This is a genomic window from Zoogloea sp. JDB1 (assembly GCF_056724025.1).
Genome location: NZ_CM161496.1, coordinates 2,552,897 through 2,574,411 on the forward strand (window position 1 = coordinate 2,552,897; position 21,515 = coordinate 2,574,411).

Here is a 21,515-nt window from a genome sequence, read left to right on the forward strand (position 1 = left end):
GCTCAGGGCAATCGCACCTTAACGTCATACCCCCAGCAACTGGGCGCGAAACGCATCGACAGTGGCTGCGAGCATGCGCTTGGACTTGATGCTGGCCTTGCGCGTCGTATCGAGTCGCAGCAGGTTCATGACGATGTGGCGGACGATGGCCAGGTTCGGCGCGCGTCAAGCTAGTTGTCGCCTGATTCATGCAGCTCTTTGCTGTTTATTCCCCATGGCAAGGACTACGTCTCGCTCGGGATTGAGAGTCACCACGGTGATGGGTGACCAGTCCCGGGTGTTGCCCGTCCAGCGCGCAGGATGGCGCGCTCGGGCCTGGGCATAGAGTGCGTGACGCGCCGCCAGGATCGCGTGATCCTCGCCCGCATGGCGCTGGGCCGGGCTCACGTAGCGGATGCCGCTGTGGCGATGCTCGACGTTGTACCACTGCACGAAACCGCTGGCCCAGGATCGGGCGGCTTCCAGATCCTCGAATCCCCTTGCCGGAAACTCGGGTCGGTACTTGGCCGTGCGGAACAGCGCTTCGGCGTAAGCATTGTCATCGCTGACCCGGGGCCGCGAGTAGGAAGGCTTGATGCCCAGCCAGTGGAGCATCGCCAGCACCGTGGTGGCCTTGAGCGTCGCGCCGTTGTCGCCGTGCAGGATGGGCTTGTCCGCCAGGGCGGCGATCCCTTCAGCCAGCGCCGTGCGACGCACCAGATGGGCGGCGTGTTCGGCGGCGTCGGTGCCGTGCACTTCCCAGCCGACGATCTTGCGGCTGTAGAGATCCAGGATCAGATACAGATGGAACCAGCGCCCGGCTACCGTGGCCGGCAGATAGGTCATGTCCCAGCACCACACCTGGCGCGGTGCGGTGGCGATGTGGGTGCTCGGCGGGCGGGAGGCTGCGGGGGCTTTGGCGCGCCCCCGATGCGTCGTCTGGCCCGCTTCGCGCAGGAGACGGTGGAAGGTCGATTCGCTGGCCAGATAGACGCCTTCGTCGGCCAGCATCGGAACGATGCGCGCCGGCGGCAGGTCGGCAAAGCGGGCGTCGTTGGCTACCTGCAAGAGCGCATGCCGCTCCGCCTCGGTGAGGGCGTGGGCAGGCCGGGGGCGCAGCGTTGCCGGTCTGAGGTCCCCGCGCACGAGGCCGTCCTCACGTTTCCAGCGCTGCAAGGTCCGCAGCGTGATGCCCGCTACCTTGCAGGCTGCGTCAAGACGCGCTCCAGCCCCTTGGGCTGCCTCGATGTTCCGGACCTTCATCCGGCGATCTTCCAGGCCGATCATGCGTCCTCGTCCCTGTCCTTCGGAAAGATCGCCTCGAGCTTTTTTGAAAGCACCAGCAGCGCTGCCGCCTCCGCCAGGGCCCTCTCCTTGCGGCGCAATTCCCGCTCGAGCTCCTTGATGCGACGCCGATCCTGCTTGGTCTGCAAGGGGCTGGCACGGGCCTCCTCGGGCGTTGCCAAGGCTTGCGTGGCCGCCTGACGCCATTGGGCCAGATCCTGCGGATAAACCCCATGCTCCCGGCACCAGGCATTCCGGGCCGCCGCTGTCCAGGCCCGCTCGCGAGCGGGCCTGGACAGCGCATCACTCCTCCAACGCTCCAGCGTCGCTACGCCCACACCGATCTCACGCGCCACGGCCTCCACCGTCGCGTTCTCCGGCGGCAGCAATCTCGCCACCGCCCTATCCTTGAATTCCTGTCCGTATCGCGCCACGTCGTTCTCTCATCATCGCCCCCGAATTTAGGATTCTATCGAGGCGACAACTATTCTGACGCGGGGGGGGTTGTTGGCGGCGTAGCCGCTGCGTACGCGTGACTGATCCTCGTTGAACTGCACATCCAAACACCAGTGAAGCCGATTCTCCACCTCCCAGTGACTGCGCACGGCCCGTGCGATGCGCTCGGCATCGGCGGGCAGACTGCTGATGTAGAAGAGGCGCTCGGTGCTGGTGTGGCCACCGACCGTGCGCTCGCGTTCGAGCACCGCAAAGCTGGCCAGATCCTGCCAGGCGTCGCTCTGGTAGAGCCGGCCGACGCCCTCATAGGCCCGGCATCGGCGTACTTCGATGCGCCCGTGATCCTGGATCGTGGTTTCGTGTGTGGAATGGGGCCTCAGGGCATCCCATTACACACAACTCTTGATCCTGTAGTCTTGGATGCCAAATAACTGACAGGGCTGACGGATGAGTTGGGCGAGAGACGAGTTCGGGACGATCGAGCTGGGTGACCGGCGGCTGAATGAACGGGCGGTGCTTCTGGCGGAGCGCCTGGGCCGGAAGCCCGGAGCGAGTATTCCCGGTGCGTGTGAGAACTGGGCGGAAACGGCGGCAGCGTACCGCTTCCTGCGCAACGAACAGGTGGGCTGGGAAGAGGTGCTGACGGCCCACGCACGGGCCAGTCAGGCCCGTATTCGCGAGCACGCGGTCGTGCTGTGCATCCAGGACACCACCGAGCTCGACTACAACGGGCAGGCGATGAGCGGGCTGGGGCCATTGTCTTACGAGGCCCAGCGGGGCCTGTACCTGCATCCCACTTACGTCGTCACCCCCGAGCGCGAACCGCTGGGGGTGACCAATGCCTGGACCTGGGCACGGGAATTCAAGAAGGGGGATGCCCCGCGCGTCGGCCTGCTGGAAAGCGTACGCTGGGTGGAGAGCTACGAGCGCATCGCCGAACAGGCGCGCGCCTTACCTGAGACCCGCCACGTCTGCGTCGGCGACCGGGAGTCGGACATCCTGGCCCTGCTGGTCAAGGCGCGCGACATGGCGCATGCGGCCGACTACCTGATCCGCTGCCAGCACAACCGGGTGCTCCCCGAAGGCGGCAAGCTATGGGAACGGGTGATGGCCGGCGCGCCCCTGGGGCGTGTGCGCTTCGAGATGCCGGCCGGACGGGGGCGCAAGGCCCGGTGGGTCGAGCAGGAACTGCGTGTCGAACGCGTCGAACTGGCCGATCGTCAAGGGGGCACACTCGCGGTGACGTGCCTGATAGCCGCCGAAATCAACACGCCTGAGGGCTGCAAACCCGTGTGCTGGCGGCTCCTGACCAACCGGGCCGTGCCCACGCTGGCGGCCGCAGTCGAGTTGCTGGATTGGTATCGCGCCCGCTGGGAGGTTGAGCTGTTCTTCCTGGTGCTCAAAGAAGGCTGCCGGGTCGAGCGCCTGCAACTGGCCGACACGGATCGGCTGCAAACGGCCCTGGCCCTGTACATGGTGATCACCTGGCGGATCAACCGCCTGATGCGCCTGGGACGCACCTTGCCGGATTTGCCGGCGGATCTGCTGTTCGAGCCCGATGAGTGGCGAGCCGCCTTCATTCTCAACAAGAAGCCCGTCCCCAAAATGGTGCCGCCCCTGAACGCGGTGCTGCGCCTGATCGCTCAGCGCGGTGGCTTCCTCGCCCGCCGGCACGACGGGGAGCCGGGTGCAAAAACGATCTGGCTCGGCCTTCAGGAGATTGCCGTCTTTGTTGAAGGCGCCCGCTATGCCCGACAGTTCGGGGATGTGTGAGATGTGTGTAATGGGATGGCCTCAGGGGGGCTCGGGGATCGAGGCCGGCGAACAGGATCGAATCGTACAGATTCGGATGGTTCTCCTTCACGCACAGCACGTAGTGGGCGCCCCGTTCGCGAATCGTGCGCGCGATCTTTGTCTGCGTTCCCATCGCATCGATCGTCACCACGCAGCCCTCGAGTGCCAGCTTGGCGAGCAGTTCCGGAATGGCGGTGATCTCGTTGGACTTCTCGTCGGTGGCCCTCTGGCCCAATACAACGCCCATGCCGGCGGCGAACGCGCTGACCAGATGCAGCGGAGCGGCCTCGGCTTTCGTCTTGCTGCCCGTGCGCCGGCTGGTCTTGCCGTCGATGGCGACAACCGTCTCTTCGGCCAATGCGGGCACCGTCATGCCGACCCAGCGTCGGAAGGCGGATTCGAACTCGTCGGGGGCAATCATGCCGAACACGCGCCCCATCGTGTCGTGAGACGGGATGCCGTGCTCAAGCGCGATGAACCCGCGCAACCAGTCGAGCTTGGCTTCGGCCCACAACTCGATGTCGACGAAGTCGTCCACGCCCGAGAGCACCGCACAGACCGCCACCGTCAGCAATTCGGCCAGGTCATGGCGGGTATGGCGCGCACTGCGCGGGTCGAAGATCGAGACGAATACCTGCGTCAGCGGCATGACGTTTCCCATCTTCATCGGATGCCCAAAAAGGCAGGAAACTACACAATTTGGGCCGCGGTGAACAGTCACGTCACGAATTTGTCGCGTTTTACGAGGGGCGTTTCACTATGCAAGGTAGGTGCGATTGCCCTGCGCCATAGCTGACGATTCCCCTGAGAGGGGGCACCCAACGTTGTGCCCACAATGGATTGATGGACACAAAGTTGAATCAACACCCGCATCGCGCGCCACACGGCGCGTACCGCCGCCACACGCTCGAATTCAAGCGCGCCGTCGTCGAGCAGTCCCTGCAGCCAGGCGCCTCCGTGTCGCGCTTGGCGCGCCTGCACGACGTCAACGCTAACCAGATCTTCTCGTGGCGCAAGGCCTACCGGTAAGGTTGCTTGGGCATGGCAGCATTCGTGCCGGTCGGGACGGCCCGGAGGCGCCGAAGCAGCTCGACGCGCCCAATGCCGCGTCTGGGCGACTGACGATCGAGCACAAGGGGGCGAGGCTGATCGTCGAAGGACGTCCCGACGCCTTTCTGCGGTATGCGTCTACGTGTAGAGCCCTGCTGACGGTGGGAGTTGCTTGTTATTGATTCAATTTATTTCAATGCTATAAGGTTGACTAATTGACGGCCGGGTCAAACGTCGTTCTTGTCACTTGGTTAAACTCAACCATTTTGTCGATTTCGAGAGCGATCTCTAACGAACTCTTTCCTTCTGCCAAACCGGATAATGCATGGGAGATCAATTTGTGTGGAGGCGGGACATGCCCGATCCCAAAATTACTTAGACAATACGCAAACCCACTCCCATTCGCCAAGACATTCACCCCCTTTCGTTGATTACAAGCCATGGCCTGAAGAAAGTCATGTGCGTGCATCTCTGCATGCCAGTCATCATGATTTTGAAGGTAGAGGATTTGATGCCTAAATTGCATAGCACTGATCGAAAGATCATGGCCAACGCCGATAGCACTCAATCTCGACGCTATCGAACCTACGGTAATCGCGTTAGGAAAGGCTGTCTTGATATACTCATCGACAAATTGTTCCACGTAATTTTCAACAGATGTTTGCGGGTTCCATATGAAGAGGCAAGCATTCTCCGTTTCAAGATGTGTTGAAACCCTTAAAGAGGCAAACCCCCCGCCGCTACCGCCGCAAATTAGAAGCTTTGCACCGAAGCTATCAGAAAAGTTATCAAGAATACCTGCTATGGTTTTTGGAAGGTCAGAAAATCCGTCGTATCCTAAATACCAACCAAGTTTAATTGAGTCTGACAAGCTTAGCGTCGGGTCTGAAATGGAGATAAGAGGAATTTGTAATTGTTCAGCCAGACTAAACCCGTAAAAATAAGGTGCAGCAGAGAATTCACGAGTTGACACAGCCCCTCCGAAAACGACGAGCACACTTCCTTTTTCTTTGAGGCGTTCTATGCCATTAATCAATATGTCTAGATGGCGTTTTCCATCAAGGAAGTGAAAGATTCCATTTTTGGCCTCCAAAAATTCACTTCCCAGATCGCGATCAAATACGCTCTCATTAAACTGGCTTATATCGTAAAATGGTCCATCATTAAAGTTAACATTGTTTGAGCTGTAAATCCTTGTGCTTTCATTCTCGGAATTGTGTCGAACAAATCCGATCGCGCTATAGACGCCTTTTTTTTTGTGCTCAAACTCTACGCTTCTCGATGTTGAGTACCATTTTATATCGACTTTGTTTCCATTTAGTAACAAATAGAACGCATATTCGTCGCCATCGGATTCGTCTTTTAGGCAAGGAAGTAATTCCACACGCCATTTGCTTCCAAATCGCTCGAGAATAACTTTCGAATTGCTTTGAACCGAAGAGGATAAAATTCCCTCTGAAGCTGCTTGGTAGTATGATTCAACAAAATGAAATGGACTCTTCCCCCAGCGATGATTGTTGTCACCAATAAAGTGAGCACTGTCGAAATTTAAAAATTGCGCGTCACTCAGGTCTGATGCCATGTATGCATAAATAGCCTTCAAATGCTCATTGGCGATTCGTATTCTATCTTGAGGATAAGTCGGCAAAAAATCTGATCCATCCACACACTGTTCAGCCCAAAAAACCTGATTAATGAGCAATCTATGCAACTTGCCAGTCTTGCGTAGCAATGCAGTGAATAAATTCCAGGCTTGACTCCACATTTCAAGATGCTGCTCTGAAGCAGCATGCACGACACTGCCTTGGCGTTTTGTCGGATCAAAACCTGTTGCTAGGATTTCGTTAGATAACGTACACCGAGCCCCTTTGTCATCGATAAATACGTCAAACCGCTCATCAATCGCATCGTAGATCAAGTAATCGTATTGACCTGCCTCCAGCAGTGAAATCAAACCATGCTGAATATCCATTTCAACCATACGGCGCTGGAAAGCCGATGTCAATTTGTCTAGGGGGATATCCACAACGGCCCCACAGTCTGCGGAAAAAGCAGAAACTAAAGAGGTTCTGGAAATATAGCCCACCAAATCGAAATGTTTAAACGCTGTTTGGTCGAAAATGTCGCGAGTAACGCAACTGCCGATTATTAAGATGCGCGGCTTTTTTTTCATGGCGTGTTTTGTGATGGCGAAATAAATAAATCCAATTCCGCGTCACGGATCTGTTGTGCTTCGGACTGCCGTCTAACCCGCGTTGCGGCTGCTGCAGACATCGATATAAATAGCGCTGGATCTGCTACTAGACGCTCGATGCCTTGTGCCATCGCAAGATGATCTTCGGGGGGGGCCAGAATACCGCAAGTCTCATCCACAAAATCAGGAATAGCCGCAACGCAATTGGTAACTGGCACCAAGCCCGATGCCATCGCCTCGTCCCGCGAGACACCCTGGGTATCCATTCGTGTGGGTACAAGGAATATTCCATACTCCTTGTGTAGCGCGGCTATTTCATTTTGCGGAAGAAATCGGCGTTCAATTGCAATGTTAGAAAATCTTCGTAAAGGAGCAAGAGTTTCCTCAAAAAGTGGCCCGTCGCCAATGAGTTTGAACTCCATTTCCGCAAAGAACGGCCGTGTGGAGAGCTCAAGAATGGTTTTTACGCTTAGATCGTTTGCATATGTTTTGGAGGCATATGGGCGAATTGAAAGTACTTTTTTTCTTTGTTCGACAGACTTCGGTTGATAAGAAAATAGTCCGCAGTCGATTGGGTTGTGAATAATGACATGGCTTTCGTCGGGTAAGCGAAAGCCCAGATCTTCAAAGACCTCTTCAGCAAAGTGACGTGACACGAATACCAATTTTAGGTTATTCGGCATTGGCCTGAGAATGCTCTGCCAGAACGCGATGCGTTGATCACTCTGATGTTTCGCCTCGGTACGCTCCTGTTCGCTCCGGTAGTTGTATGCACGTCGATACCAAGGCTGGACTTCGGCCCCATGCACCCAAACGATAATTCGTAGTTTCGGGTAGTGTTTCAGCACATCCCACATATCTGGTGACAGGAAATGAACTAGCACACTCCTGTAGCTTCCGCCGTTCAGCAACTTAGTCAGGGCTTGATGCCCCCCTGTAATCACGTCGACATTTTGAAATTCATGATAATGTGTAGCCTCATTCGGGCGTAAACGAAAAACATCGACGGGTACGCCGTTCTGCAGGTAAGTCTTGACTCGGCTATGTACGAACCCGTAACGATATAGATCGTCGTAACTGGCATAGTGGTTAGTCAACAGCAGGGTCTCGCCGCGACCGAGTACTCGGGCTGGCTCCAGCTTGCGATGCCCCCAGAGCAAGGTGTTGATGGTCGCTGAGCCTCCGCCGGATATACGCCAGCCTATGCGTACAAACGCTGCGGCGGCGGGGATCGTAGCCGAGTAGTTTCGATTCGCGGAGTGAATTATGTGGCTGATCTTCTGCTTCCTTTTATCAAGGAAAACAAAAACGTACTGCACATCCAGTCCTGGCGTGACATCAAGGAAGGTATCCAGCGTTACCTTGATTGGTAAAGCCTCAATTGGTAGTTCCGGGGGGGCATAGATATATTCATGTTTTCCGTCGGGCAAACTCGATTCGACGTGCAGTCCATTCTGCCTATTTTCGATGCGAACCAAAGCGTGCGTGATAGCTCCAAAAACCTGTACGAGGCGCTCGGAACTCCAATTAGGAGTACCGGTTTCGTCGGATTCCGCCGGTGGAATAGCCTCAGCTGTGTGCGTGAGTTGATCAATCGTCAATCCCGGGTTTAGCTTCACGTCATCAACGTGCTTTCTGACTGCCGCTTGGCGCGATGTAAAGCCACCACCGAGACAATAATTGAACTGATCAATGGCTAGTCCGGGGTGCTTGCTAATCTGCTCTCGCGAACGGGAAAGCCAGAATAATAGGCTCTGTTCGTGCGGCAAGGCATCGAATTGAATGATGCTGCAGCGTGCCGGGAGGTAGGTTGTGGCATGATAGGTATGCCCCGGAGCCACTATGCGAATGCTCTCATCGGCCCACTGATAATGCGTCCCTTTGCCAATGACCTGAGCCTTGCTGTAACGCGTTGCGATAGCGAGATCAAGTAGGTAGTTAGGGCCATAATAGTCATCGTTAACCATTGTGGCGAGCCAATCGTCATTGCCCTGCATACTGCCCAGATACATTTGATCTGCCACGTTATCTGTAATTACTGTGACAGTGGTATCTTCGTGGGGCTTGTGTAGCGTCAGCAACTCATTTTTCATCACGACCACAAGGCGCTTATGAGCATACTGCTGTCCGTGATACATCCCGATTAATTGCTGTAATTCGTCTATTGAACTGGCCAAGGCAACGATAACTATGCGTGGCAAGTTGACATTCTTGCGCCATCCAAGCGCCTTGCGTGCCACGTATGCCAGACGCTGCTCGTATGTGTGTTCCAGCATGACTTTTCTTAGCCCGGCAAGCCGAAACTTCTCTCCAGCCTCGTTGCCAAGCCGCTGCAAACGCTCGACAACTTCCTTGCCGCTATCGCTGGAGATCACAAGATCGCCAAACATTAGACGAACGCCGCGGGAGAAGTTGCTTACAGTGATTGTATTTGACCCCAACAACTCATAAACGCGTCGAGCAAACATAGTTTGAGACTGCTTGACGGAATTCAAATTGATTGAATAGCGGTAGCCTTTGTAAGCCTTGTCGATTTCATTGAAAGGTAGAGTGCCGACAATATATGGCTCGTATTTTGGGGGGAATTTGTAGTTGACATCATCCTTGCCGAAGTTGCGATCGAAAATCTCCAGCGGTTTGTATTTCGGAAACTCTATCATGTAGTTTTCGAGGTCGCGGGTACGCTCTGGATAGCGTACGTAATATGCTCCGGCAAAGCAGAATGCATCCTTGCGCGGATAGAGCTCAATCGGATTGTGAATCTTGGGTTGGCAAGCAAAGGGTAGCAAATAAATGCGATTGTGGCCTAATGCCGCTTTGTAGCGAGAGATGCAGTCGATATCGGTAGTAAAGACGAAGTCGAATTGCTGTGCAGTCGTCAGAAAAGTCTCAAAGTGAACCGGGTCTTCCTTGTTCCAAAAGACGGTAGGCACTTGGTTATCCTTGCACCATTGCAGCACCGAGCGAAGCTCTTGGCTGAGAGTGCCAATCTTCCGACTCCACAGTTCATCTTTGCCGCGCCATGCAGATTCTATAAAAAGGAGGTCGGGTTCAAACGCTTGCAACTCTTGGATGGCATGATTGGGGGAAAGTTGAAAGAGATTGCATTCCGGAGCATAGCTATGGAACGTGAACTCATCCATAACGCAGGCTACTTTAATCTCTCCGAGAGGGATCTCGGAGGAGCTTCTACGGTATTGTCTTTTTGTTCTCTTTTCACACAACCAGATGTTCGCTTTGAAATTATGTTCACCTAGCTGCGCCGCAAGCCTTCGGTAAAGATCGAGTGCTACCAAATACTCGCCTTGAGCAAACTCTTCGGCTGCGCGCCGAACCATCGATTTCTGATGCACTATAGCCTCCTTCAGTATCTCGTAATGCCTGCCGCAAACAGGCCAACTGTGTCGATAAGCTTGTTGTGATGGTAAGTCGCTTGGGCGGCGTCAATGAATGAAGGATGCTTCACTGATACGCAGAGCACATCGGTAGCTGCCAAAACTGCATCCAAGGCAACCAAATTCAATTTGGGATGTATCATTTTTTTCGGCAAGGTTTCGTATTTGGCTCCACTACCAGCACTTGGCAGTCCATTTGGGCAATGCGCTGGGGAATTTCGATGGCAGGGCTCTCACGCAGGTCATCGATATCAGGCTTGAAGGCGAGGCCCAGGCAGGCCGACTTTGATGTCCGCCATGGTGCTGTCTGCTTTCCGAGCCAGGGTGTCGACGATGGCTGCCGAGACCTTATCCAGTACCTATTCCGGATTGTAGTCGTTGGTTTGGCGGGCCAGGAGGATGATGCGGGTCTCGTCCGGGCTGGTATTGACCATGGACTAAAGGGCGAGCGTAATGCAGTGGCCCCCAACATCAGCCCCCGGCCGCAGGGTATTGACACGCGGGCGGCGGTAGGCAGGCCGATGTAACCGAGGTCGATCAAAGATATGCTGTTAAACACAGTTGTTTTTTTATGAAAAATTTGGGGTGTTCGCAAATTCGGGCGGCAGCCATCCCGTCGCCGTGAGGCTGTGGGCGCGGGCAGGTGGTCCTGCGGGGCGATGAGCTTGATGCTGAGGGTGTTGCCGAGGATGTGGAGTACTGACTCCGGCACATTCTGGTTGAGATGCGCGGAGTAAAGAATCTGTATATCGCTCCGCTCGACCACTTTGGGGGAAGGCACGGCAGATGTTTTCAAAGCCAGTGCCAAAGCGTTCCCAGCGGCGGTCGATGACCAGAACGAGGCATTTGCTTGGGTCGATGAGGTCTAATTTTGCCGCAAGGCGGCTTTTCAGCGCGGCGTCGGTGGGCACTCGGTCGACTACGTCGAACAAGGTATCTATGAGGGGGCTCCCGGTGATATGGATGGCATCGGCCAGCAGGTTGACACGTGCTTTTTCGGTCGGAGCGAAAGGGATGTCGGTCGCAGCGCCCGTGATTCGGCTGTTCATTTCCTCGGGCTACGGGGTGTATTTGTTGTGGGTGCGCAAGCCAGCTTCCACATGGCCGCTCTTGACTTTGGCATAGTAGGCCGAGAGGCTGGCCGCCAGGGGCGGTGTCATCGTGCACGAGGATGGCATCGGGTGCCACTCCTTATAAACCTCGCGCATACCAAGAGGCACGTTGATGGTGATGTCGGAGAGGTCCTGCTCAGGTTTCATCCGGTTAAGGTCGAAATCCGGCTGGATGTCGAAGATTTCGACCATCTGGTCAAGCGTTTGCCGATGCTGTGCGGTGACGCAGACCTTGGTGTCGAAGTTGGGGGCTGCAGCCAGCGGCGCTTTGATGACCGGAGCCATTTTGATGGCTTCAGGGTGAGTCCCGAAAACGGTGGGGCCTTTCATGTGTTAAGACCGGGGGGAGGTGGTGATATGGACTGGATTTGAATCAGGCAGGCATCTTTCTCGAGTCTGCGTTCGGTGAGGGTGTACGTGCGTTTGGCCGCGGTGATGTCACCTTGCCAGCGCTGCGCAATTTCCTTTTCATCGGTGCGAATGTAGTCGTCGAGCAGCAGATCAATGTGTGCCTGGGCGAAGTGCTGGAGGATTAGTGGCGCTGCAGGGTAGCGCGCATGTTTGCCTGTGGCGGCCGGTGGGCCGTCAACGATGACCAGCATCCGCAGGCTTGCAGTGGCGTGTGTTTGCGCAAGTTGAGCGAGGATGGGTTGGCAGTCGTAATAGGAATAGGCGTTGCCGTCCGGGGCTGGCCAGTCCTTTAGGGGCGCGAGGGAGAGCTGTACCGTATCCGCCAGCCCCGCCTGCTGCAGGTGGGCACGGGTTTGCTGGTAATACTGATCCAGGTGGTCGAACGAGGCGAACGTGACGCTGGGCTTGCCTTGCCGCCGACTGGCCATTTTGGCGAGTGTTTTGGCGATGATGACGGTAGAGATGCCCGAGCCGAACTCGATGATGAGGTCGTAGTCGTTGAGTTCGATGAGTTCGATGAGGTAGATGGCAAAGTCCGGGCTGATAGGCCAGCTATGACGTTCGGTGTTGACGCTGGGCAGTTCGCCTGTCGCGAAATAGTTTTGAAGGCCCATGAAGGCTTCGATTTGTTTCGCGGCGTTGCTGACTTCGCTCTTCAGGCTGCTATCCAGAAATTTGCGCACGCGGATGAGTTCGTCGGCTTGCTTTTTGAGCTGAGCGTCGAGTTCGGTTTTGTGTTCCTGCAGTGCATCGGTGAGCGTATCGATGTGTGTTGCGAGGGGCGTGAGCTTGAGGGCAGGGCGGTGGTCTGCATTGATGTTGAGTTGGGCAGTACCGCCAGATAGGCCAAGCTGTTGGAGTTGTTCACCCGTGCGGGCCTGGAGTAGTAGCTGGGTCGCTGCTCCAGGAGTGCCGACATCGATGGCTGATTTGAAGTGCTGCAGGGCTGTTGTCTGTTTGCCGGCAAGGGCTGCGGCACGCCCCAGGCTGTTGTGCACGCCGGCAGCCAGGATCTGGGCCAGCAGCTTCTTGCTGATGCCCCAGTCCTGGGCCAGGCGGAGGTAAAGCCGGGCCTCGTCGCTGCGATCGGTTTGCAGACGGCCCGCCGCCGCGAGCAACGCTAGCTTGGCGCGGTCGGGGTGGTGCTGCAGGGTGTCACGGTCGAGTTGGGCGAGGCTGTTCCAGTCGCCAAACTGCCACTGCGTGCGGGCGCGTTCGAGCAGATTTTCGTCGTAGGCGACGGGGTGAGCAGGGGGAGGGTTGGTGTGGAGCTCGGATGGCGAGGGGGCGGGCTGGGGCGGGTCTGCAGGGGGAGGGGCATCTGTCACCGGTGCCGGGCCAAACCAGCGGGCAAGAAAGGCGCTGAGTGTGCGTAGCATGGTGTGCCTCTTACAGTCCCGGCTCCCGCAGCAGCAGGTCCTTGATGAGTTCGAGTTGGGCGTTGGCCTTGATCATTTCCTCTTCCAGCAACTGCTGCCGGTGCTGTCCCTCGGCGATGGTTTGCGTGAGGGCATCGCGTTCGCTTGTCAGCGTGCTCTTCGCCTTGGCGAGGGTGTCGAGTTGGGCCTGACGGTCGATGGCTAGCTTTTCAGCAGTGGCTTTGGCCTTGTTCAGCGCCTCGATCTGGGCTGCGCGATCGGTGGCCAGTTTGGTCTGCTCGTCGCGGGCGGCGGTCAGCTCAGCGACCTGCTGTTGCAGGGCGTCACGGGCGGTGAGGGCGTGGGCCTTGGCTTGGGCTTCTGCATCGCGGGCTGCGAGCGCATCTGACTTTGCCTTAAGGGCCGCGTCACGCTCGGCGTCCCTGGCGGCCAGCGCTTCTGCTCTGGCCTGCTCGGCGGCTTCCTGCGCCTGGGTGAGTTGGGCCTTTTGCGTGTTCAGCGCATCGCGCTCGGTGATGAGCGCGGCCTTCTCCTGGGCGAGGGCATCGCGTTCAGCTGTGAGTGCAGTCTTTTCCTTGGACAAGGTCTCAAGCCGGGCTTGACGATCCGCGGCGAGCTGCTCGGCTGCTCCTTTGGCTTGGGTCAGGGCATCAAGCTGGGTGGCGCGGTCAGTGGCGAGTCTGGCCTGCTCGTCGCGGGCGGCGGTCAGCTCGTCGGCTTGTTTTTGCAGGTCGTTACGGGCAGCGAGAGCTTCGGTTCTCGCCTTGGCCTCGACTTCGCAAGCGGCCAGCGCTTCGGCTTTGGCCTGCTCGGCGGCTTCCTGCGCCTGGGTGAGTTGGGCCTTTTGCGTGTTCAGCGCATCGCGCTCGGTGATGAGCGCGGCCTTCTCCTGGGCGAGGGCATCGCGTTCAGCTGTGAGTGCAGTCTTTTCCTTGGACAAGGTCTCAAGCTGGGCTTGGCGATCTGCGGCGAGCTGGTCGGCAGCTGCTTTGGCTTGGGTCAGGGCATCAAGCTGGGTGGCGCGGTCAGTGGCGAGTCTGGCCTGCTCGTCGCGGGTGGCGGTCAGCTCGTCGGCTTGTTTTTGCAGGGCGTTACGGGCAGCGAGAGCTTCGGTTTTCGCCTCGGCCTCGGCTTCGCAAGCGGCCAGTGCTTCAGCTTTGGCTTGCTCGGTGACCTCCAGCGCCTGGGCGAGTTGGGCCAACTGCTCTTGCTGTACGCTGTGTTCGGCCTGCAGGGCGGTTGCTTCATCGTGCAGGAAGAGGGCTTCGCACACGGCGGGGTGGTTGGTTTCGCCCACGTGTACGCATATGAAACCCTGCTCGGCCAGAAAGTGGGTGGCGGCGGCGAGGCTGGCTGCGGGGTCATCGAGCCGGGCGGGGTCGAGTACGGCGCGCAGGCATACGACGCCAACTGTTGGCAGGGTCTGTGCGGCGCCTTGCAGGATGCGCAGGGCAGGCAGGCAGTCGATAATGAGCCAGGTGGGGCGCGCACCCGGCGAGCTGTCCGGGAGCTTGGGCAGCGGATGTTCGGCGAGCAGGGTGTCCAGGCGTCGGGCGGACTGGGTGTTGTGCGGCAGGGCGCGCAGGTTGGGCCACAGGCCCAGGAGGGCGCCGGCGGACAGCAGGCCGTCTTCGGCAGGGTTGCTGGCGTGGTGGAAGTCGACTTCTCCATCGTGGTCTGCCACCACCGCAACCAGTGCTTGCCAGTCGGGCGGGGGGCCGCCCTCCGGCTCGGTGGTAGTGAGCGTGTGCAGCCACTGCAGGCGGCTGTCGTCGGCGTCAATGACGCGCGCGTGCTTCACTGGCCAATGTTGCCATTGGTGTAGCACGCCATGTCCTTGACCTGCTCCGATATGGATGACTGCCTGTGGTGGGGCGAGGCGGCGGGCCATCTCGAGGCAGGCGAGGGTGGCGTGCGGGGCTGTGGGTTTGAGGGCGACATTCATGAAGGGGTGTCCTGCCAGCATGGCGTGCATGTGCTCAAGGTTCGCTTCAGGCGACGACGGCGTCTTCAAGCGGTGCGCGCAGGGCCAGGATGTGGCGGCTGTGGTCGGCGAGCTTGAACCAGTCTTGCCAGGCGCGGCTGATCTGCACGCCGCTGGCTTGCAGGGTGGTGAGCAGGCCGGGCAGGGCGTCGAGGAGGGCGCGCAGGAAGTGGTGGTCGGCGTCGCTGAGCTGACTCCAGACCTGGACGTCCATGGCGTCGGGCAGGGCGAAGCGTAGTTCGAGCTTGGCGCCATGGTCGTCGTAGCTTTCGTCGAACCAGCCGGGTAGCGGAGCTTGGCCCACGTGCTGCGGGAATTCCAGCTTGGGGTGCGTGCCGAAGCGGCGCGGGCCGACGTTGGCGCACGATAGGCGGAATTCGAACTGCGCCCAGCGCTGGCTGCCCAGCGACAGGTTGTCGAGCACGAGCCAGAGGTGCTCATAGTCGGGATTGGTCTGGTTGTTCTTGAGCGTTACGCGGTCGTAGCGCAGCGCCGGCGGTAAGGCGGCGAGCTGCTCCGGGAGTTGAGACAGCGCTGTCTGTAATTCAGCGGCCGGGAAATCGGCAGGGAGTTGCAGGTCGGCGGGGGCGCGCAGGGCCTGCTGGAAAACGCTTGCGAGGTTTTTCAGCAATACGAGGTCGCTGGTGGCGAGGCGTGCCAAGGGAGTCCGTGCAGACTCTACGCCCGGAGCGAGCAGTACGTCGGCTGCGTCGGTGTCGGCAGGCCAGTGCAGCAAGGCCTGACCGGCATTGCGCGGTATGCGGATGGCCGCGGTGCCGTCGATGAGTAGCGTCTGGCAGGCCAGTTGCGGGATGTGCCGGCCGGCGGTTTCCAGTTCTTCGAACTGCCAGTCGAGGGTGCCGTGCTGCGTGCCCGGGCTGGCGTTGACGGCGGCAAAGTCACAGTAATCGGGCGTGCGCTGCAGCATGCGCCGCCAGCGTTCGTTCTGGACTTGGTGTTCGTGCTTGAGTTTTTGGTGTTCGAGGAAGTAGTGCTCGAGTTCCTCCTGGACTTGATGCAGTTGGGTAAGCAGTAGCTCGCCTTCTTCACGGGCATCATCGAGATGGGCGACGAGGGTGGTCTTATCCTTGTTCAGGGCGTCGATCTGGGCTTTGTGCTCATTGGCGAGCCGGGTCTGCTCGTCGAAGGCCTTGGTCAGGTCGTCGACTTGCTTGTTGAGAGTATCGCGTGCGGTGGTGAGGGCGGCCTTGTCTTGGGTAAGGGTGCTCAGGGCAGCCTGGGCTGTCGTGAGTTGCTGGGCGGTTTGCTGTTCCTTGAGGAACAGGCTTTCGAGTTCTTCCTGCACCTGATGCAGTTGAGTGAGTAGCAGCTCGCCTTCTTCGCGGGCGTTGCTGAGGTCGGCAGCGAGGGTGGTCTTGTCCTTGTTCAGGGTGTTGATCTGGGCTTGGCGTTCGTTGGCGAACTGGGCCTGTTCATCGTAGGACTTGGTGAGGTCGGCGATTTTCTTGTCGAGGGTGGTGCGCGTCGTGGTGAGCTCGATGCGAGCACCTTCGAGTGCCTCGGCTTCTTTGCTGCGGTCGCGGAGCTGGCGGTAGGCGGCGATGACGTCATCGGTGGAGAACACTTCCGCCGCAGCCACTCCGTCCTGCGAGAGAGGGCTGAGGCAGGCGAGAATTTCCTGTTGCAGGGCGTGTTCGACGCTGCGGTCTTGCATGAGCTGCTGAGCGAGGTAGGCCGCGACGGCGTCGGAGCGAGGGGACTCGACTACCGTGCCGGAGGTGGGCTGCAGCGGAAGTTCCCACTGGCGGGTCAGCGTATCGACCAGTTGTGCGGGATGGTTGAGCGCGTCGTCGGCCATGACGAGCAGGCTGCGTTCCGGGTGGCGCAGGTGGAAGCGCAGCATGGTTTGGTGGGTGGTGTACCAGCGCCGCAGGACATCATCTGGGCCGACGTTGTCGGTCGGGTTGGCGATGGCCTGGGCGAGGGCGTGTTGCGGCAGTACGCAGACGAGGACGAAGTAGAGGTGTGGATCGAAGTGGTGCCAGAAGTCGAGTAGTTCGACGCTGTCCGGGTTGCTCCAACCCCAGGTCGGGACGTCGAGATTCCCCATGAAAATGTCTGCGGCCAACTGTTCCCACAGTCTGCCCAGTTGAGGTACGTCGACGTTGCTTGGGTGCTTGGCAAGAACGCGTTTGTGCCAGGCAGCGATGTCCATGCCGTCATTGCGGTGGGCTGGAAGCGCCGGCGCCAGGCCGCTGGCAAAAAGCTGTTGTGCCACGGCGTCCAGGGCTGGGTGGGCAATGCCGGTGATGCAGAGGGTTTTCATGAATATGGCTCGTTGAATGGCGTTGCGCTGAATTATCGGTTGGCGTGGTCGGCTGTGTTTAGCGCTGCATGGAGTTCGATGAGGCGTTGCCGATAGCGCCTACCGATGATGGTGGGCGCAAAAAGGCCGTTGCACATGTGTCCGTGTTCGTCGTCGGGCTTGGTAAAGGACTGAATTCTCGTCTGGGTCTTTGCGACGATCGCCCGCATGGCATTTGCCGCTGCGTCGAGGTCTGGTTCCGCCCAGTAGTTGCCACAGGCTTCGATATAGTCATCAGGCTTGAGTGGCACGGCTTGGGCCGGTACCAGATGGGCGCCTGAGGGGCGGCAGAAGTCGACGTTGCCGCCGTAGTCGGTGGCGATGACGTCCAGCCGGAGCAGCAGCGCTTCGGCAATGCCGCGGCCGAAGCCTTCGGCGCGATGCAGGGATACGAAACAGTCGCAAGCACGATACAGCTCCAGCACTTCCGCTTTGTCGAGCATGGCGTCGATGATGATGATGCGCGGGTCATGCTGGGCTGCGGCCTGGATGCGCTGCCAGACGCGATTGCGCGGGTCGGGGCGCATGCACTTGATGACCAGCCCGACGTCGTGGCTGTGTGCGTTGCCAGCTGGGAAGGCGTGAAGGAATGCTTCGAGAACACCGAGTGGGTTTTTGCGCTCGATGAAGGAATTGCCGTCGAACGAGAAAACAAACAGCGTCTTGTCCGCAGGCAGGTCGAAGCGGGCGCGTTGCGGTGGTGCTGCGGTGTCGACTTCAGCCGGCAGGCGCACGGCCATGGGCATCCAGTGCACCGGGACAGGGCTGGCGCCGCGCATGGCTTGTTCGATATGCCGGCTCGAAGCCCACGCTTCATCAATCAGACTGAAACAATGCTCCCAGTTGGCAGGCCAGTCTTGCAGTTCCCATGGCCAGTAGCCGATGGTGTAGCGGTCTGCGAAGAATTCTGAGCCGCGTTCCACGAAAAGTCGAAGGTGCTCCAGCGCGGTCAGGCAGACGATGTTGATGCTGTAACGTGGGGCATCGGTAACCCAGTGAGCGATGCTGTGGTCTTGCTGGCGGATGTTGCCGCCGGGAGCAAAGTCGATGACGCAAAACGGAATGCCGGCCGCGTGGCATGCGTGAGCAGCCATGCGTACGTCTTCACCGATGCCGAGTTCGCCAAAGGCGTAGCCGATGAGGTTTACGCCGAATGGGGATTCGGCTGACGGAGCGACAGGGAGATGCGAAGGTGTCACCTGTGCGGCGTCGTGCAGAGCATCCTGCAGTAGGGGCAGCGCAGTCTCGGTTTGAGCATGCAGGGTCAGCCAGGCCCGAAAATCGCGTTGCCCATGGTCTGTGCAAAGATCGAATGCGGTTTGCAGGTCTGGACGTTGCCTGTACACGAGTTGTGCGAAGCGGGTTTGTACCAGATCATCCTGGTCAAGGAGAAAGCGCGCTTGCTGGGATGTGATGCGCAAGAGCTCAGGGGCAAAATCACGCCAGCCCCCGGTGCACCATATCCAGCCCAATGCTGCCGCCTGGCTGTTCGCGTCGGGTAGTGCCGGGTCGATGTTGAGGTCTGCACGGTGTCTGATCGCGAGTTGCAGGAAGCGCGAGACTCCTCCCGCCCACTCGCTGTACGGTAGCGCAGCGGGCTGGGCCAGGTTATTCCAGAAGGGCGTCAGTTTCCGCAGCGCTTGGTATTCCTGTCCGCCGCTGCCTACACACCAGGCTAGAAAACCGACCCGCCCTTCCACCGTGTCCAATGGAAAACGCCGCTGCAAATCCTGGTCGCGGAGCTGCCAGATGGCAAGTTGCAGCGCGTAGAACTCGCTGATCTCATCCACGGCGAGCGCGGCTATCGGCTGTGAATATGCTTGCGCAGCCTTAGGGCAAGGATTTTGTGGAAATAGGGCGGCCAGCGATGTGGAGCGTTGGTTTGGCATAAGGGCTGGACGGTGGAGCTAATCATGTGATGACACACGGGGATGGTCGGCGTACGGCAGCGATTGATTCCTGACCTTCCTTATTACTGAAATACTGAATTCAGTGGTTGTGCGGCAGATGAGTCGGTATTTGTTTGCTATCCCGTCGTGGGGTCAGAGCATGGCGAGTGCCCATAGGTCTCCCTCTGGGGGAGTGATAATCCTCACTTCGGCAAAGCCGGCGTCGATCAGATGCATGCCGAGGCGCTTTGCGGTGAAGCCCGTCCTGTGCGCCATGTATTGATTACCACGCGCGACCGATGCCTGATGTCCAAACAACATATCCAGTGGCGTAATCGGGCCGGCCGGGGATACATAAATGACCTCGTCGATCTTCCCTTCGACGATCAGTTGAGCGATCTGCTCCAGATCAGGGAGCGTGATCAGCGCAAAACCGCCTGGTTTGAGTACCCGCCGGATTTCGGCCAGGGCTTGAGGGACCTGGAAGTCTTCCAGGTGCTCCAGATTATGCGATGACCAGATGGCGTCCATGCTGCCGGTTTCGACGGCGGTCATCTCGGTGATGGTGGATACGATGTCTGGCTGGACGGCCGGGTCGATATCCAGTCTGATCTCCTGCCAGCGACTGTCCTGAAAGCATTCCGGCAGGCGTGTCCGGTCGGCTTTGCCGCAGCCGATGTGAAGCAGGGTTTTGGGTTGGCCCTGATTCAGGCTGGGGATGAGGCTTGAAAGGTCGTCGTAGGTGATCTTCATGTCATGTTACATGCAAGGGGCGAGGGGGCGGCCGTGCGCGGTGGGCCCATTGGGGCTGCCAATCCGGTGTATCCGGGATGGTTTGCAGCCAGCGGCCCTTGCTTGATCGTACGGCTGCTATGAGGGGAGCCCCTGGGCCAGGTGCTTTATGGCTTGCGGAAGACCTGCAGGTTGGGGTGGTTACTCCACGGCGAAGCTTCAACGGGCTTTGGGGTGACCTCAAGTTGTAGCGCCACAAGGTGTTCTGCTCCACTGGGGCCTGAGAGTACCTTGCCTGATGCAATGGCGAGCGGGGCTTCGCCGGCGAAGACTGCCTTGCCGCTTAGCTCGAAATCGGCTGAGCGTGGCCCGGTGAGGGCGAACGTGACCAACGTGATCGGTCTGGCTTTGCCGCGGCTGCCGACGAATTGGCCGGGGACGCCCATATAGCGCTCTCCGTCGGCCCCGGTACGGCATGAGTAGGCCAGGGTCACGCCGCTAGGTGCGTTCGGCCAGTTGATCGAGAAGCCCTCGAGACGCAGGTGGGTCGTCGGATCCCCCAGCCAAGTATTGTGGGAGATGACATCACCTTGCGTTTCGATATGGCCGAGCAGCTCCTGTTGTGTCGGTGCGGTGGCGGTCGGTCTGGATGGTGCAGGGGAGGGGGCCGTTGAGATACGGTCCATGCGCAATTGGACGTCGCTGGTATCGCCTTCAGACCTGAAGGTGGTGATCAGTATGTTTGTCGGGCCACCCTTTACACGGGCCACGATACAGTCGCTGGGTGAGGCGAGCGTATTGTCGCGAACGCCCTCGGACGGAAAGAAGTCGATCACTCCGTCGCCGAGTGGGGTCGGGCTCAGGCTGATGCAGACCTTGGAGGTGCTTTGGGCATCAAGCTTGTAGCGAAAGATGTACATTCCGGTGTCAAGACGGCTGACTTGGGACGAAATCTGTAAGGCGGTGCTTTTTTCCGGTGCCTGCATGTTGGATCACTAGCTTGGTGGAGAATTCACCTGGATGGTACGGTGAAATTCTCCGCACATGGCGTCATCTGGAGTCTTCATTGTTTTTTACTGCATTTGAGAAATGTCCTCAAGTATGAAATTCCCCGTTGGATCGTTGCCGGATGCAGGGTGGGGCCGGACTTGCGCGATAGCATCTCGACGCTCGTCGTGATCTTCGGGGACAATCCGCCTCCGACAACAGCCCGCCGAAGGGAACGACATGGAATCCCGACTGACCGAGATCGAGATCAAGCTTGCCCTCACCGAAGACCTGGTGGACAGCCTCAACATGACCGTCCACCGCCAGCAGGAGCAGATCGATGCGCTGCAGCGCCAGATCCGCCTGCTTTACCAGCAGATGCAGTCGGCTACGCCGACGGCGGAGGCCCGCGATCTGCGTGACGAGATTCCGCCGCATTATTGAGTTGGGGTATTTTCGGCTCCGCCATTTGCCAGCCCGGCTGCCACTCGTGGCGGCTGATTGAAGGTCTGAGCCAAGACCATGCTGCCACAAGGGAGTTTC

At 58.6% G+C, this 21,515-nt stretch carries 14 protein-coding genes and 4 pseudogenes; 3 read left to right on the forward strand and 15 right to left on the reverse strand.

What is annotated here, in order from left to right; genetic code table 11:
- Window positions 1-24: 24 nt before the first annotated feature.
- The 3 genes and pseudogenes from AC1PPK_RS11445 to AC1PPK_RS11455 all read right to left on the reverse strand — a co-directional run.
- A pseudogene (locus AC1PPK_RS11445) lies at window positions 25-162 on the reverse strand (ISAs1 family transposase); the annotation flags it as partial.
- Between the two features lie 24 nt (window positions 163-186).
- Window positions 187-1,697, reverse strand: a protein-coding gene (locus tag AC1PPK_RS11450) for an IS3 family transposase (RefSeq protein ID WP_481117940.1) whose coding sequence is annotated in 2 segments (ribosomal slippage) — window positions 187-1,313 and window positions 1,313-1,697 — 1,512 coding nt in all. Because the reading frame shifts where the segments join, the coding sequence is not laid out codon by codon here.
- A 36-nt stretch (window positions 1,698-1,733) separates the two neighbouring features.
- Window positions 1,734-2,099, reverse strand: a pseudogene (locus tag AC1PPK_RS11455) (ISAs1 family transposase); the annotation flags it as partial.
- A 67-nt stretch (window positions 2,100-2,166) separates the two neighbouring features.
- Here AC1PPK_RS11455 and AC1PPK_RS11460 point away from each other — a divergent pair.
- Complete coding sequence (locus AC1PPK_RS11460) at window positions 2,167-3,492, forward strand: IS4 family transposase (RefSeq protein ID WP_481117941.1); 1,326 nt, start codon at window positions 2,167-2,169, stop codon at window positions 3,490-3,492.
- Here AC1PPK_RS11460 and AC1PPK_RS11465 read toward each other — a convergent pair.
- Window positions 3,443-4,180: pseudogene (locus AC1PPK_RS11465) on the reverse strand (ISAs1 family transposase); the annotation flags it as partial. The gene AC1PPK_RS11460 and the pseudogene AC1PPK_RS11465 overlap by 50 nt on opposite strands.
- Before the next feature lie 176 nt (window positions 4,181-4,356).
- Between AC1PPK_RS11465 and AC1PPK_RS11470 the strand changes: the two are divergent.
- Window positions 4,357-4,539: pseudogene (locus tag AC1PPK_RS11470) on the forward strand (transposase); the annotation flags it as partial.
- Window positions 4,540-4,774: 235 nt separating this feature from the next.
- On the opposite strand, the gene AC1PPK_RS11475 reads toward AC1PPK_RS11470, so the two are convergent.
- The 11 genes from AC1PPK_RS11475 to AC1PPK_RS11525 form a co-directional block, all read right to left on the reverse strand.
- Window positions 4,775-6,736: a DUF6270 domain-containing protein gene (locus AC1PPK_RS11475; RefSeq protein WP_481117942.1), complete on the reverse strand. Its 1,962-nt coding sequence runs from the start codon at window positions 6,734-6,736 to the stop codon at window positions 4,775-4,777.
- Window positions 6,733-10,110, reverse strand: coding sequence for a glycosyltransferase family protein (locus AC1PPK_RS11480; RefSeq protein ID WP_481117943.1), 3,378 nt, complete (start codon window positions 10,108-10,110; stop codon window positions 6,733-6,735). The genes AC1PPK_RS11475 and AC1PPK_RS11480 overlap by 4 nt, the downstream gene beginning before the upstream one ends.
- A 181-nt stretch (window positions 10,111-10,291) precedes the next feature.
- The gene (locus AC1PPK_RS11485) at window positions 10,292-10,624 is read right to left on the reverse strand and encodes a UDP binding domain-containing protein (RefSeq protein ID WP_481118210.1); all 333 of its coding nucleotides are present in this window, start codon (window positions 10,622-10,624) and stop codon (window positions 10,292-10,294) included.
- Between the two features lie 97 nt (window positions 10,625-10,721).
- Entirely contained in the window at window positions 10,722-11,201 is a 480-nt protein-coding gene (locus tag AC1PPK_RS11490; protein WP_481118278.1) for a hypothetical protein, read from the reverse strand.
- Between the two features lie 9 nt (window positions 11,202-11,210).
- Window positions 11,211-11,594: a UDP-N-acetylglucosamine 2-epimerase gene (locus AC1PPK_RS11495; protein ID WP_481117944.1), complete on the reverse strand. Its 384-nt coding sequence runs from the start codon at window positions 11,592-11,594 to the stop codon at window positions 11,211-11,213.
- Window positions 11,591-13,054, reverse strand: coding sequence for a hypothetical protein (locus tag AC1PPK_RS11500; RefSeq protein WP_481117945.1), 1,464 nt, complete (start codon window positions 13,052-13,054; stop codon window positions 11,591-11,593). Before AC1PPK_RS11500 ends, AC1PPK_RS11495 begins: the two co-directional genes overlap by 4 nt.
- Before the next feature lie 10 nt (window positions 13,055-13,064).
- The gene (locus tag AC1PPK_RS11505; protein ID WP_481117946.1) at window positions 13,065-14,999 is read right to left on the reverse strand and encodes a hypothetical protein; all 1,935 of its coding nucleotides are present in this window, start codon (window positions 14,997-14,999) and stop codon (window positions 13,065-13,067) included.
- A 46-nt stretch (window positions 15,000-15,045) separates the two neighbouring features.
- Window positions 15,046-17,325, reverse strand: a complete 2,280-nt coding sequence (locus tag AC1PPK_RS11510; protein ID WP_481117947.1) for a hypothetical protein — start codon at window positions 17,323-17,325, stop codon at window positions 15,046-15,048.
- Window positions 17,326-17,357: 32 nt separating this feature from the next.
- Window positions 17,358-19,154, reverse strand: coding sequence for a glycosyltransferase (locus tag AC1PPK_RS11515; protein ID WP_481117948.1), 1,797 nt, complete (start codon window positions 19,152-19,154; stop codon window positions 17,358-17,360).
- 252 nt (window positions 19,155-19,406) lie between these two features.
- Window positions 19,407-20,006 (reverse strand): class I SAM-dependent methyltransferase, encoded by a 600-nt coding sequence (locus tag AC1PPK_RS11520; RefSeq protein ID WP_481117949.1) that lies wholly within the window; start codon window positions 20,004-20,006, stop codon window positions 19,407-19,409.
- Window positions 20,007-20,152: 146 nt separating this feature from the next.
- Window positions 20,153-20,905, reverse strand: a complete 753-nt coding sequence (locus AC1PPK_RS11525; RefSeq protein ID WP_481117950.1) for a hypothetical protein — start codon at window positions 20,903-20,905, stop codon at window positions 20,153-20,155.
- A 307-nt stretch (window positions 20,906-21,212) separates the two neighbouring features.
- Here AC1PPK_RS11525 and AC1PPK_RS11530 point away from each other — a divergent pair, with 307 nt between their 5' ends.
- Complete coding sequence (locus AC1PPK_RS11530; RefSeq protein ID WP_481117951.1) at window positions 21,213-21,416, forward strand: SlyX family protein; 204 nt, start codon at window positions 21,213-21,215, stop codon at window positions 21,414-21,416.
- Window positions 21,417-21,515 lie beyond the last annotated feature (99 nt).